We start from the raw sequence: 12,341 nt of genomic DNA, 5'->3' as shown, positions 1-12,341 counted from the left end.
CGGAAACCCCGAAAGTGCAAGTATCACCAGGCCAACCGGCGCTCGTCTTCGAAGACGGCGCCGGTTGGCCCGTTTTCGTCCACAGTGGCCAGCCGGATGGCCACTTCGGCGCCTTCTTCGGGAGTGCGGCTCCCGCGAAAGCCGTTGAAATCCGTGGCGACGTGGCCGGGTGCGGCGCCGTTCACCTTGATCTTCGTGTCCGCGAGTTCCCGCGCGTAGTGCGCGGTCAGCGCGTTGAGGGCGGTCTTCGAGCCGGAGTAGGACATGGACGGCTGCCCGGCCCAGGCCCCGTCTTCGCCGATCGAGCCGCGTTTGCTGGTCACGTTGACGATCCGGCCCGCGGGTGACCGCCGCAGCAGCGGCAGGAACGCGTTCGTCACGCGGACGACCGCGAACACGTTGGTCTCGTAGACCCGCCGCAGTGTCTCCGCGGTCTCGTCCGACGGCTTCCCGTACCCGCCCGCGTTGATCCCGGCGTTGTTCACCAGTACGTCCAGTTCCCCGATCGCCGCCACCGCGTTTTCGACGTCCTCGTCGGAAAGCACGTCGAGCCGGACGAACTTCGCGCCGATCTCCGCCGCGGCGGCCGCACCGCGGCCGACGTCACGCGCTCCCGAGTAGACGGTGAATCCCCGCCGGACGAGTCCGGCCGCGATCGCCTTGCCGATGCCCCTGTTCCCGCCCGTCACCAATGCTGTTGTCATGACAACACCGTACGCCGGATCTTGTTGTCATGACAACACCGTCGTAGAGTTGCCGCTCGTGGACCGGCTCAGCAAGGACGACATGGCGTTGTGGCACGCCTGGAAGCGCGCGGCCGAAACCGTGCGGGCCCGGGTCGTCGAGGACGTCGCCGCCGCGACCGGACTGTCCGATCCGGACTTCGGCGTGCTCACACGCGTCGCCGAGGACGGGAAGGGGAGCCTGCGGCAGAACCAGCTCGCCGACTCGATGGGGTGGCACCGCAGCCGGTTGTCGCACCACCTGACCCGCATGGAGCAACGCGGGCTCGTGACGCGGCGGCCGGTCGACGGCGGAGTCGAGGTCGTCATCACCGACGCCGGCCGCGCGGAAGTCGCCCGCGCGCGGCCGGTGCACGCCGCCGCCGTGCGGGCTCACCTGGTCGAACCGCTCGGAAAGGCCGACCGGGCCACGTTCTTCGCGTGCCTTGCAGCCCTGGCCGAATCGTGTGATTAAGCGATTTGTCGACGTTGTAGGCGGGAAATGCTTCGAATGGGCGCGGCGACACGGGTACCGGCGATCATCTCTTCGGCGTAGCAGGCGATACGCTGACGATCGTGGGTATTCCGGCGTGGATCTGGTTCGTCATCGCGGCCGTCGCCCTGGTGGCGGGGCTGGGGCTGCTCGCCGCCGATCGGGCGAAGGAGGGCTCGCGCAACCGCGAGCGCATGCGCTGGGCACAGTTGCGCGGCTGGCAGTTCGTCGAAGAGGACGAGCGGCTGCCGCAGCAGTGGTCCAACGGTGCGATCGGCTACTTCGGCGCGGACGCCGCCGTCAACGTCGTCGCGGGCTCGACCTTCACCTCCGACGGCCGCCGCCCGGTGTTCATCTTCGACATCGAGTCCGAGGGGCAGATCCCGGCCGTCGTCGTCGCGGTGCGCTGCAACAAGAAGCACAAGATCCCGATCGAGATGTGGCTGTCCAGCGTGCCGTTCCAGCGCGCCGACATGCCCGAGATGCTCGGTCCGATCGGCTCCCGCTACGCCTTCGCGGACGACGCCGACGGCGCCCGCGCGGTGATCACCCAGGAGCTCGTCGACGCCGCGGACCAGCTCGGCGGCGACGTCGGTGTGGCCTGGCTCGAGAGCGAGTGGGTGCTCGCCAGCGTCGTCCCGACCGCCGGCCCGTCGCGCCTCGAGCGCCTGCTGCGCGACCTCGGCGAGATCGCGGACATCGTCGACCCGTTCGACGGGGACTACGACGCCGGCCGCCACCAGGCGAGCGCGCCGATCCCCGCCGTGGGTTCCGCGCCGGGCACGCCGGCCACCGGGATCCCGGTGCAGCAGCCGCCGCCCGCGGACACCCCGCAGGACTAGCAGGACTAGCAGGACTAGAGCACCGGCCGGTCCAGCACGCTCAGCGACACCGAGGGGTGCTGGTCCAGCGTGCCGCGCACCGACGTCGTGCTGCCCTGGACGTGAACCACGCGGTCGACGCCGAAGTCGCCGCCGAACGAGCCCGATGACAGGCTCTGTGACGTCCTGACCAGGCCGGACGCCGGCCCCAGCGTGCCGCCCACCTCGTGCTTCTGGCCCACGTCGAGGACGCCGGTGAAACTGCTGATGACGTGCTGCTCGGACGTCGTCCCGACCGCGCCGAACTGGCCGAGGTCGACCGCCTGCCCGGACGAGCGGCGGGCGGCGATCCCGCCGGTGAGGTCTCCGGTGAACAGCCCGGTGTCGAGCTGCTCGGCGTGCTCGCTCAGGACGTCGACGCCGTGACCCAGCCAAACGCCCTGGTGGGCGCTCTCGGCGACACCCGCGCGTTCGCCGCCCGTGGCGACGGCCTCGGTGCGGTCGGCGGCGAGCCGCACGTCACCGAGCCGCTTGCCGACGACGTCGCGGCGGGTCGCGGTGAGAGCGTCGCCGTCGTTGTTCAGCGTCGTGGTGTGCCGGTGGTCGATCGGCAGCGTCAGGTCGGACGGGGCGGCGAACGCCGAAACGGGGGCGGCGAAGAGGAGGGCGACGGGTGCCGCGCCGGCGGCGACCCTGGGCAGATAGCCGCTCTTGCGCCTGCTGTGCTTACCCATGCCGGGACGATAGCCCGGGCGTCAAACGGCTGCACCTCGGGCCCTGACCAGCGCGTATGGTTCACCCACATGACCACCACCAACGTCTTTGCCGGGGGTCCGGGTGGCGGCGCCCCCGGCCCGGGGCGAAGCCCCGGACATCACACCGCCGTGATCACCGGAGCCACCGCGGGCATCGGCGCGCAGTTCGCGCGCACGCTCGCCGCCGAGAAGTACGACCTGGTGCTCGTCGCCCGGGACGCCTCGCGACTGGAGACCTACGCCGCCGAACTGCGCGAACGCCACGGCGTCGCCGTCGAGGTGCTGCCCGCCGACCTGTCCGAAGTGGACGGACGAACGGCCGTCGAGGAGCGGCTGGCCGCCGGCCCGGTCGACCTGCTCGTGAACAACGCCGGGTTCGGGCTGGGCGGCGACTTCTGGACCGTCTCGCCGGACGCGCTGCAGCGCCAGCTCGACGTCAACGTCACCGCCGTCCTGCGGCTGACCCGCGCGGTGCTGCCGGGCATGGTCGACCGCGGCCGCGGTGACGTCATCCAGGTCAGCAGCGTCGCGGGCTTCTTCAGCGGCCGCGGCTCGACCTACACCGCGAGCAAGAACTGGGTCACGTCGTTCACCGAGGGCATCGCCGCGTCGCTGCCGAAGGGCGTCCGGATGATGGCGCTCTGCCCGGGCTTCACCGCGACCGAGTTCCACGAGCGGGCCGGCCTGGACCGGCCGGGCCCGAAGATCGCCTGGCTGGGCGTCGAACAGGTGGTCGACGAGGCCCTCGCGGACCTGCGCCGCGGCAAGGTGATCTCGGTGCCGAGCCTGCAGTACAAGGCCGTCGTGGCGATCGGCGGCCTGCTCCCGCGCGCGGTGCTGCGCAAGATCAGCGGCGGTTTCGGCGGCAAGGGCCGCACCTGAGTAGGGCTGTCCCTACCTTCGAAACGCGCGTCAGCACCAGGGAGGTCCGGGCGCTACCTGCCTAGCGTTCTTCCCATGACAACTGGGTGGCACGAGGCAGCCGACGCGGTCCGGCTCGAAGCCGTGCGCAAGGAGTACGGCGAAGGCGTGGTCGCGCTGGACGGGGTCTCGATCTCCTTCCCGCGCGGCGGTTTCACGGCCGTGATGGGCCCGTCGGGCTCGGGCAAGAGCACGTTCCTGCACTGCGCGGCGGGCCTCGACCGGCCGACGTCGGGCCGGGTCGTGCTCGACGGGCAGGACCTCGACGGCAAGAGCGAGACCTACCTGACCAAGCTGCGGCGCGACCGCGTCGGCTTCGTGTTCCAGGCGTTCAACCTGCTCCCGGCGCTGACGGTCGAGCAGAACGTCGTCCTCCCGCTGCAGCTGGCCGGGAAGCGCGCGGACAAGCGGCTCGTCTCGCGGATCCTCACGCACGTCGGGCTCGACGGCCGCCGCAAGCACCTGCCCGGGCAGCTCTCCGGCGGGCAGCAGCAGCGCGTCGCGATCGCGCGGGCCCTGGTCACCGACCCGGCCGTGCTGTTCGCCGACGAGCCGACCGGCGCGCTCGACACCCGCACCGCCGCCGACGTCCTGGGCCTGCTGCGCGAGTCCGTCCGGGCGTCCGGCCAGACGGTGATCATGGTGACGCACGACCCGGTCGCCGCGTCCCACGCCGACGACGTCGTGTTCCTGGCCGACGGCCGGATCGCCGGCCGGCTGGCCCGGCCGACCGCGGAAGCCGTCGCCGAGCGGATGACCCACCTCGGTGCCTGGGACCGGTCGGCGGTGCGGGCCTGATGTTCAGACTCGCACTGCGCACCCTGCGCCTGCGCAAGGGCGCCTTCCTGGCGACGTTCGTCGCCGTCTTCTTCGGCGCGGTGATCGTCTCCGCGTGCGGTGGCCTGATGGAGTCCGGCATCCGGTCCGAGACGCCGGTGCAGCGGCTGGCCGCGGCGCCGATCGTCGTCGGCGGGCAGCAGACGCTCAAGCTGCCGGAGGACGACCCGGCGACCCTCGACCCCGAGGACAAGCACAAGTTCGAGAACGGCACCCTGGCCGAGCGCGTCCGGGTCGACGCCGCGCTGGCCGACCGCATCCGCGCGGTCCCCGGCGTCACGAACGTCGTCGGCGAGGTCAGCTTCGCCGCGCAGATCGGCTCCGCGAGCGCGCTCGGGCACGCCTGGGACTCCGCCGTGCTGACGCCGTACACGTTGCAGGGCCAGGCACCGCAGCCCGGCGAGGTCGTGGTGGACGCCGGGCTGGGGCTCGCTGTCGGCGCCACGCTGCCCGTCGCCGCGCACGGCGAGGTCGCCCAGTACCGCGTCTCGGGCATCGCCACCGCGCCGCAGCCGATGCGGGACGCGGCCGTGTTCTTCGCGCCTTCGGACGCCGAGCGCCTGGCCGGGCACCCCGGCCGGTTCGACACGATCGGCGTCTTCGGCGGCGACGTCGCCGCGGTGACGGCGGCGGTCGGGGACGCCGGTGTCGTCCTGACCGGCAGCGACCGGGGCCTGCTGGAGTTCCCCGAGGTCGACGCGGGCGGCGAGAACCTCATCGTGCTGTCCGCGGTGTCCGGCGGGCTGTCGGCGTCGGTCATGGTGTTCGTCGTCGCCGGGACGCTCTCGCTGTCGACGCAGCAGCGCCAGCGCGAACTCGCGTTGCTGCGCGCCATCGGCACGACCCCGCGCCAGCTGCGGCGGATGGTGCTCGGCGAGGCGCTGGTCGTCGGGCTGCTCGCGGTGGGGGCCGCGATCGCCCTCGGCCCGCTGCTCGGCCGGTGGCTGTTCGACCAGCTCGCGGCCAACCACGTCGTCCCCGACGTGCTGCGCTTCGAGCAGGGCTGGCTCCCGGCGACGGTCGCCGCGGGCGCGTCCCTGCTGGCCGTCATCGGCGCCGCGTTCGTCGCGGGACGGCGTGCGTCGAAGGTCCGCCCGACCGAGGCGCTCGCCGAAGCCGCCGTCGAGCGGCGCTGGCTGACGCCGATCCGGCTGATCACGGCGATCCTGTGCTTCGGCGGCGGGACGGCGCTGGCGATCGTCACGGTCGCGGTGATGACCGGCCCGGTCGCGGCCAGCACGTCCGGCCCGGCCGTGATGCTGTGGGCGTTCGGCCTGGCGGCGATCAGCCCCGGCGTCACGAAGGTGATGGCGACGCTGCTGCGCTGGCCGCTGCAGGCGGTCACCGGCGTGGTCGGCCGCGTCGCGCTGCTCAACACCCGCGTCGTCGCGGTCCGGACGGCCGGCGCGGTCACGCCGATCATGCTCGCCGTCGGCATCGCGACCGCGAATATCTACCTGCAGACCACCCAGGAAGCCGTCTCGAACCAGGCGTACACCGAGGACCTGCGCGCGGACGCCGTCGTCGGCTCGCCGATCGGGCTCGATCCGTCGGTGGTCGACCGGGTCCGTTCGGTGCCCGGGGTTGCGAGCGCGTCGGAATACGTCACGAGCACGGTCTTCATCGAGAAGCCGTTCGACTCGAACCAGGACAAGGACGGCTGGCCCGCGATCGGTGTCAGTGAGCTGACCGGGAACGCCGTCACGGTGCCGGACACGCTCGGCCGCCACGTCGGCGACACGCTGTCGCTGCGGCTCGGCGACGGCACCCCGGTGGACGTGCGGGTGGGGGCCGTCGTGAGCCAACGCGCCGGGTTCGAGAACCTCGTCCTGCCCGCCGGGCTGCTCGCGCCGCACACGACCACCGGGCTCGTCCCGCAGCTGCTGGTCCGCGCGGCTCCCGGCGTCGACCCGGCGACGCTGGCTTCGCACCTTCGCGCGGCGACAGCGGGGTTGCCGGTGCAGATCGGCGACCGGAACGCGCTGATCGCGGCGCACGCCAAGGGCAACGAGGTCGGCGCGTGGGTCAACTACCTGCTCGTCGGGATGATCATCGCGTACACCGTGATCTCCGTCGTCAACACGCTGGTGATGGCGACCGGCAAGCGGCGCCGCGAGTTCGGGCTGCAGCGGCTGAGCGGCTTCACCCGCGGCCAGGTGCTGCGGATGGCCGGCGTCGAAGGCGGGCTGATCGCGACCATCGCGATCCTGCTCGGCACGGCGACGGCGGCCGGCGCGATCGTCCCGTTCTGCCTCGTGGTGACCGGTTCCGTGCTGCCGCAGGGGCCGATCACGATCTACCTGACGGTGCTCGCCGTCGCCATAGTGCTTGCGCTGGTGGCGATCTTGGTCCCGGCCTGGGCGGCGACGCGCGGGCGTGCGGTCGACGCCACATCCATCGGGGAGTGAACCCGGTCGTGTGTAAGACTCACGGCCGTGGCGAACCCCGTTCTGGATCAAGCGGCGAAACTCGAACTGGCCAGGTTGGTCACCGATCTTTCCGTGGTGCACGGAAAAGTGACCCTGGCGTCCGGCAAGGAAGCCGACTACTACATCGACCTCCGGCGGGCGACGCTGCACCACGCGGCCGCGCCGTTGATCGGCAAGCTGCTGCGGCAGCTCACGGCGGACTGGGACTACGTGGCGGCCGGCGGGCTCACGCTCGGCGCCGACCCGGTCGCGCTGGCGATGCTGCACTCCGCGGCGACCGACGGTGTCGTGCTCGACGCGTTCGTCGTCCGCAAGGACACGAAGGCGCACGGGATGCAGCGGCGCATCGAGGGCATGGAGGTCCGCGGCCAGCGCGTGCTGGCCGTCGAGGACACCTCCACGACCGGCGGCAGCGTGCTCACCGCGGTGGCGGCGCTGCGTGAAGCCGGCGCCGACGTCATCGGGGTCGTGACGGTCGTCGACCGCGACACCGGCGCGCGCGAGGCCATCGAGAAGGAAGGCCTCGAGTACCGGTTCATCCTGGGCCTGGACGACCTGGGGCTGGAAGGCTGACGCGGGGCCGGGGGCGGCCGCGCGTCAGCCCCCGGCTCACTTCTTGCCGAAGAGGTCCTTCGCGGCGTCCTTGACGTGCTCGACGGCGTCCTTCAGGCCCGCCTTGGCCTGGTCGCCCTGGCCCTCGGCCTTCAGTTGCTCGTCGCCGGTGACGTTCCCGGCGGTCTCCTTGGCCTTGCCGCCCAGGTCCTCGGCCTTGTTGCTGATCTTGTCGCCCAGCGACATGGGACACCTCCCGATCCGTGGCACCCCGGTGGGTGCCTGGTGCCGGAAGGACCCCGGCGGTGATCTTTCGTCACGGATTCGCACGAGTGATGGCTGTCACCCACAATCAGTGCGTGACGTTTCCCGGGCTCCCGTGTCCTCTTGCCGAGGAGGTGCCGTGACGACGACCAGCGCGGATCCCGGCACGCCGCTCGACGACGCGACCCTGGTGGGCCGCGCGCGGGACGGCGACGTCCGGGCGTACGAACAGCTCGTGCTGCGCTACCAGGGCCCGATGTTCCGGCTCGCGGCGAAGATGCTCGCGAACCGCGGTGACGCCGAGGACGTCGTGCAGGAGGTGTTCCTCAACGCCTGGCGCAAGCTCGACCAGCTCGGCGAGGACGCCGCGTTCGTCGGCTGGCTCTACCGGGCCACGACGAACCGCTGCCTGAACGCCATCCGGGCGCGCCGGCCGCAGGCCGACGTCGATCTGGACACGGCGGAGTCGCCGCGCCGCGACCTCCAGCCGGAGCGGGCCGCGCAGGTGAGCGGCCAGCTCGCGGCGTTGAACACGGCCTTGGCGCAGCTCACCCCGGAACAGCGGGCGTGCTGGCTGCTGCGTGAGGTGCACGGCCGGTCCTACGAGGAGATCGGCGAAATCGTCGGCGTGAACGGCACCGCGGTGCGGGGCCGGATCGCGCGGGCCAGGGCACAGCTGGCGGAGGTGATGAAGCCATGGCGATGACGGACTACGAACTGCCCTGCGAACGCGATGTCGAGCAGGTGTGGGAGCGGCTCGACGCGGTCGGCGCCGGGCTGGCCGACGAGCACGAGCTGACCTGCCCGCACTGCCGGGCGGCGCGCGAAAGCCTGCTCGCGTTGCGCGAGGCGACGTCCGAGATGGTGGCCGAAGCGGACGCGCCGCCACCGGACCTGTTCGGCCGGATCATGTCGGCGGTCCGGGCGGAGGTGCGGCGCGGCTCGATGGTGCCGCTGCCGAGCCCGGAACCCGGGAGCGTCGAGATCAGCGAGCAGGCGGTGGCGGCGGTGCTGCGCTACGCGGCGGACACCGTCGTGGGCATCCGCGCCCGGCGCTGCCGGATCCACGACGACGGCGCGGGTGTCGTCGAAGTCCAGCTCACCCTCGCGGTGAGTCTGCGGAACGCTACGGGCGGTGAAGCGTTGTCGCTGGTGCGGGAGCGGGTGACCGCGGCGGCCGCGGCCCGGGTGGGCCTGACGCTGGCGAAGCTCGACCTGCTGGTGGACGACGTTTTTGAAGAGGACGCTGTCGAGGAAGACACTCTCGGCGAGGACACTGTCGGGGAGCCAGGGGAATGACTGTGGAGTACGTCGTCGCCGACCCGGTGATCGCCAGTGTGGCGGCCCGGGCGGCGATCACCGCGCCGGGCGTGGTGCGGCTGGAGCCGGGCCTGCGGGGGCTGGTGACGGCGTGGACGCGGGCGGCCCGCCAGCGCTGGAAGGGCCTCGACCCGGCCCCGGCCGACGGCGTCCGCGTCCGCACGGTGGACGGCAGGCTGAGCGTCCAGGTGGACCTGATCGCGTCGGGCGCCGACCAGGCCGCGACGGTCGGCCGGTCGGTGCAGCGCGCGGTCAGCCGGTACGTCACCGCGCAGACCGGCCTGGTCGTCGACGAGGTGTCGGTGTCCATCATGGACATCGAAACGGCGAACCGGTGATCGCGGGCGAGGCGGTCGAGAAGATCATCGTCGCGATCAAGGGCGTCCCGGGCCTCCGCCCGGCGACCCCGGTCTCCGCCGGGACGACGTGGCTCCCGGTGGACTGGGAAGGCATGGCGGTCGACCTGACGCCGGAACTGGTCCAGATCCGCCTGATCGCGTCCCGGCTGCCGATCCCGCCACTGCTGGACCGCGCGACGGAAGTCGTGCGCCCGGTGCTGGCGGGCACGGAGTGGGAGAACGCCCACCTGCGCTTGGTCGTCACCGACCTCGACGGCGCAGCCTTCGCCTGATCGCCCCCACACACACACATACCCCCACCGCTCCCTGGGGGGACGTCCCACGCCCAGCGTACCGGCGCCCACGGACAAAACCGTTGTCGTGCGGCCGATTCCGCCGAGTTGTCCACATGTGGTTCACCCTGGGGACAACCGGCCTGAGGCCCACGGATCCGAGCCACCGTCAGCGTTTCGGGGCAGCGGACACCAGCGGACACCCGCGGCCCAAGCCGAGACCCACGTCACACGATCGGGGCAGTGACGATTCCCCATCCCCGGTGTCCTTACCTACGAACCAGGCGGAAAGCCTTGTTCCCCAGGACATTCCCAGAACACCCGAGGAGGACCTCATGACCGCGACCGCCGAGAAGACCGTGGTGACCACCGCGAACGACGCCACCAGTGCGCTCGTCTCGAAGCAGGGCACCACCACCATCGCCGACACCGTCGTGCAGAAGATCGCCGGGCTCGCCGCCCGTGAGGTCAACGGTGTGCACGAACTCGGCGGTGGTGGGGCCGCTCGCGCTCTGAGCGCGCTGCGCGACCGCATCCCCGGCGCGTCCTCCAGCGTCGGCCAGGGGGTTTCGGTCGAGGTCGGCGAGAAGCAGGCCGCCGTCGATCTGCAGCTCGTCGTCGAGTACGGCGTCGCCATCGCGGATCTCGCGCGGTCGGTGCGGCGCAACGTGATCACCGCGATCGAGCAGATGACCGGGCTGCAGGTCGTCGAGGTGAACATCAACGTCAACGACGTCCACATCCCGGGTGACGACGACGTGCCCGTCACCAGCGACCGGGTGCTGTGACCGTGAACGGCACCCTGATCGGCCTGCTCTTCGGACTGGCGCTGGGGTTCGCGGCCGCCTTCGGCGGGTTCGGCGCTTTTGTCGCCGTGCTCGTGCTGGGCGGCCTCGGCCTCCTCGCCGGCCGTTGGGCCGACGGCAAGCTCGACCTGTCCGCCCTCGTCGGGGCCGCCCGGGATCGGAGGTAACCCCATGTCGACGGTCACCGCGCGGCACCGCCGCGACGACGTCGAGACGGTCGAAGAAGAAGAGCGCGGCGAGACGACCGTCGAGCCGCGGGCGGTCGGGCGCATCGCCGCCCGGGCCGCGCGTGAGGTCGACGGCGTCGCCGCCGACGTCACCGCGAAGGCCACAGTGGACGGTGAAGTGACCACTGTGGACATCCGGTTGCCCGTGGTCTACCCGGCGCCCGTCACCGGCACCGCCGACCGGGTCCGGGCCCACCTGCTCGGCCGCACCACCGAACTGACCGGCCTGCGCACCCAGCGCGTCGACATCACGATCGCGCTGTCGCCGGTCGAGCAGCCGAAGCGGCGGGTCCGATGAGGCGGCCACGGCGGAGCGTGCCGGCGATGCTCACCGCGCTCGTCCTGCTCGCCGCGTGCGCGTTCGTCGTGACGGCGCTCGTGCAGCGGCTGCTGGGCGTGCCGCCGGTGCTGTCCTACGACGCGGTCGCCGCCCGCGTCCACGACACCTCCTGGAACGAACTGCCCGTGCTCGTCGGGGGCGGGGCCGCGGTTCTCGTGGGGTTCGTGCTGCTGGCGGCGGCGCTGCTGCGCGGCCGCCCGGTCGTCCTGCCGCTGGCGCCGGAGCCGGGTTTCGACACCGGCACCACGCGCCACGGCCTGCGGACGTCGTTGCGGGCGACCGCCGCGCACGTCGACGGCGTCTCGGCGGCCGCGCTCAAGCTGCGTCGCCGCACCGTGCGGGTGAAGGTGAAGACCCAGCGGACGCGCACCGACGGGCTCGCCGACGCCGTCCGCTCCGCGCTCGAAACGCGGCTCGGCCAGGTCGATCTGGCCACGCCGCCGCGGGTCCGCGTCCGCGTGCGAGGTGCGCGATGAACCGGCCCGCCGCGCTCAACCGCACCCTGCTCGCCCTGATCGGCCTCGTGCTGCTCGCCGCCGGCGGGTTCGCGCTGGCCACCCACTTCGGGCGGCTGCACGTCCTCGACCCGGAATCTTCGCTGGTCCCGGGCTCGACGGCGCCGCCGACCTGGGTGTTCTACGCGGCGATCGCGGTCGCCGTCGTGCTGGGGCTGCTGTGCCTGCGCTGGCTGACGGCCCAGGCGTTCCGGCGGCCGAAGACCGTCGCCTGGCGGACCGAGGAGGCCGAGGGCGCGACCACGCTGGACTCGTCGACGGCCGCCGCGCCGGTCGCGGCCGACGTCGAGGGCTACGCCGGCGTCCGGTCGGCGTCGGCCTGGCTCACCGGGCCGCGCGAGGCGCCGGCACTGTTCCTGATCGTCACGACCGACGCCGAGGCCGACGCGGGGGCGATCCGCGCCCGGATCACCGAGCACGCCGTCCCGCGGTTGCGCCAGGCCCTGGAGGTCGACGCCCTGCCGGTGCGGCTCGAAGTTCGGCTGACGGCGAAATCCGGCGCTCGCGCCCGGTGAAGCGGTGGCCGCCGGGGTTACCGTCGACGGATGGACGAGCAGCCGTCGACGCCCGGTGAGCCGCACCGCCCGAACGACCCGAACCGGAAGAAACCGGACGGCGCACCCGATCAGTACCCGCACGAGGAGCCGACGAAGTACCCGGCGAAACGGCCCCCCGAATTTCCACCCGGTGTGACGCCTCCGTCACCAC

Annotated in this window: 18 protein-coding genes; 15 read left to right on the top strand and 3 right to left on the bottom strand. The window is 72.3% G+C overall.

Going from position 1 to position 12,341, the window contains the following annotated elements; translation table 11 throughout:
- Window positions 1–23: 23 nt before the first annotated feature.
- Entirely contained in the window at window positions 24–704 is a 681-nt protein-coding gene (locus tag OHS58_RS36115; protein ID WP_326945254.1) for an SDR family NAD(P)-dependent oxidoreductase, read from the bottom strand.
- A 58-nt stretch (window positions 705–762) separates the two neighbouring features.
- On the opposite strand from OHS58_RS36115, the gene OHS58_RS36110 reads away from it, so the two are divergent.
- A complete protein-coding gene (locus OHS58_RS36110; RefSeq protein WP_328645422.1) occupies window positions 763–1,197 on the top strand; it encodes a MarR family winged helix-turn-helix transcriptional regulator in 435 nt (144 codons plus the stop codon).
- A gap of 101 nt (window positions 1,198–1,298) precedes the next feature.
- Complete coding sequence (locus OHS58_RS36105; protein WP_328645421.1) at window positions 1,299–2,057, top strand: hypothetical protein; 759 nt, start codon at window positions 1,299–1,301, stop codon at window positions 2,055–2,057.
- A 14-nt stretch (window positions 2,058–2,071) separates the two neighbouring features.
- Here the strand turns inward: OHS58_RS36105 and OHS58_RS36100 are convergent, their stop codons facing one another.
- Window positions 2,072–2,770 carry a hypothetical protein gene (locus OHS58_RS36100; protein ID WP_328645420.1) on the bottom strand — a complete coding sequence of 233 codons (699 nt, stop codon included), beginning with the start codon at window positions 2,768–2,770 and terminating at the stop codon, window positions 2,072–2,074.
- A gap of 69 nt (window positions 2,771–2,839) precedes the next feature.
- Between OHS58_RS36100 and OHS58_RS36095 the strand changes: the two genes are divergently transcribed.
- The 4 genes from OHS58_RS36095 to pyrE all read left to right on the top strand — a co-directional run bounded on the left by OHS58_RS36095 (window position 2,840) and on the right by pyrE (window position 7,551).
- Window positions 2,840–3,673: an SDR family NAD(P)-dependent oxidoreductase gene (locus OHS58_RS36095; protein ID WP_442875487.1), complete on the top strand. Its 834-nt coding sequence runs from the start codon at window positions 2,840–2,842 to the stop codon at window positions 3,671–3,673.
- A gap of 75 nt (window positions 3,674–3,748) precedes the next feature.
- Window positions 3,749–4,510 carry an ABC transporter ATP-binding protein gene (locus OHS58_RS36090; RefSeq protein WP_247059342.1) on the top strand — a complete coding sequence of 254 codons (762 nt, stop codon included), beginning with the start codon at window positions 3,749–3,751 and terminating at the stop codon, window positions 4,508–4,510.
- Window positions 4,510–6,957, top strand: coding sequence for an ABC transporter permease (locus OHS58_RS36085; RefSeq protein WP_328645418.1), 2,448 nt, complete (start codon window positions 4,510–4,512; stop codon window positions 6,955–6,957). Before OHS58_RS36090 ends, OHS58_RS36085 begins: the two co-directional genes overlap by 1 nt.
- A gap of 27 nt (window positions 6,958–6,984) precedes the next feature.
- Window positions 6,985–7,551 (top strand): orotate phosphoribosyltransferase, encoded by a 567-nt coding sequence (pyrE, locus tag OHS58_RS36080; protein ID WP_326945248.1) that lies wholly within the window; start codon window positions 6,985–6,987, stop codon window positions 7,549–7,551.
- 36 nt (window positions 7,552–7,587) lie between these two features.
- Here pyrE and OHS58_RS36075 read toward each other — a convergent pair whose 3' ends face one another.
- Window positions 7,588–7,776 carry a CsbD family protein gene (locus tag OHS58_RS36075; RefSeq protein WP_247059337.1) on the bottom strand — a complete coding sequence of 63 codons (189 nt, stop codon included), beginning with the start codon at window positions 7,774–7,776 and terminating at the stop codon, window positions 7,588–7,590.
- A gap of 157 nt (window positions 7,777–7,933) precedes the next feature.
- On the opposite strand from OHS58_RS36075, the gene OHS58_RS36070 reads away from it, so the two are divergent.
- From OHS58_RS36070 to OHS58_RS36030, 9 genes are all read left to right on the top strand, one after another.
- Window positions 7,934–8,500, top strand: coding sequence for an RNA polymerase sigma factor (locus tag OHS58_RS36070; protein WP_247059336.1), 567 nt, complete (start codon window positions 7,934–7,936; stop codon window positions 8,498–8,500).
- Entirely contained in the window at window positions 8,491–9,093 is a 603-nt protein-coding gene (locus OHS58_RS36065) for an Asp23/Gls24 family envelope stress response protein (RefSeq protein WP_326945247.1), read from the top strand. The genes OHS58_RS36070 and OHS58_RS36065 overlap by 10 nt, the downstream gene beginning before the upstream one ends.
- Window positions 9,090–9,452 (top strand): Asp23/Gls24 family envelope stress response protein, encoded by a 363-nt coding sequence (locus tag OHS58_RS36060; protein ID WP_328645417.1) that lies wholly within the window; start codon window positions 9,090–9,092, stop codon window positions 9,450–9,452. The genes OHS58_RS36065 and OHS58_RS36060 overlap by 4 nt, the downstream gene beginning before the upstream one ends.
- Entirely contained in the window at window positions 9,449–9,745 is a 297-nt protein-coding gene (locus OHS58_RS36055) for a hypothetical protein (RefSeq protein WP_328645416.1), read from the top strand. Before OHS58_RS36060 ends, OHS58_RS36055 begins: the two co-directional genes overlap by 4 nt.
- Before the next feature lie 335 nt (window positions 9,746–10,080).
- Window positions 10,081–10,533 carry an Asp23/Gls24 family envelope stress response protein gene (locus OHS58_RS36050; RefSeq protein WP_326945244.1) on the top strand — a complete coding sequence of 151 codons (453 nt, stop codon included), beginning with the start codon at window positions 10,081–10,083 and terminating at the stop codon, window positions 10,531–10,533.
- A 2-nt stretch (window positions 10,534–10,535) separates the two neighbouring features.
- Window positions 10,536–10,718, top strand: a complete 183-nt coding sequence (locus tag OHS58_RS36045; RefSeq protein ID WP_326945243.1) for a hypothetical protein — start codon at window positions 10,536–10,538, stop codon at window positions 10,716–10,718.
- Window positions 10,719–10,722: 4 nt separating this feature from the next.
- Window positions 10,723–11,076 (top strand): Asp23/Gls24 family envelope stress response protein, encoded by a 354-nt coding sequence (locus OHS58_RS36040; RefSeq protein WP_328645415.1) that lies wholly within the window; start codon window positions 10,723–10,725, stop codon window positions 11,074–11,076.
- Between the two features lie 26 nt (window positions 11,077–11,102).
- Window positions 11,103–11,594, top strand: coding sequence for a DUF6286 domain-containing protein (locus OHS58_RS36035; RefSeq protein ID WP_326956572.1), 492 nt, complete (start codon window positions 11,103–11,105; stop codon window positions 11,592–11,594).
- Window positions 11,591–12,148, top strand: coding sequence for an alkaline shock response membrane anchor protein AmaP (locus OHS58_RS36030; RefSeq protein WP_326956574.1), 558 nt, complete (start codon window positions 11,591–11,593; stop codon window positions 12,146–12,148). Before OHS58_RS36035 ends, OHS58_RS36030 begins: the two co-directional genes overlap by 4 nt.
- The last annotated feature ends 193 nt before the right edge of the window (window positions 12,149–12,341 follow it).

The organism is Amycolatopsis sp. NBC_00348, assembly GCF_036114655.1.
Taxonomy (GTDB): domain Bacteria; phylum Actinomycetota; class Actinomycetes; order Mycobacteriales; family Pseudonocardiaceae; genus Amycolatopsis.
Note: the sequence above shows the minus strand (reverse complement) of the source record. Positions and strands in the feature narration are given on the sequence as shown.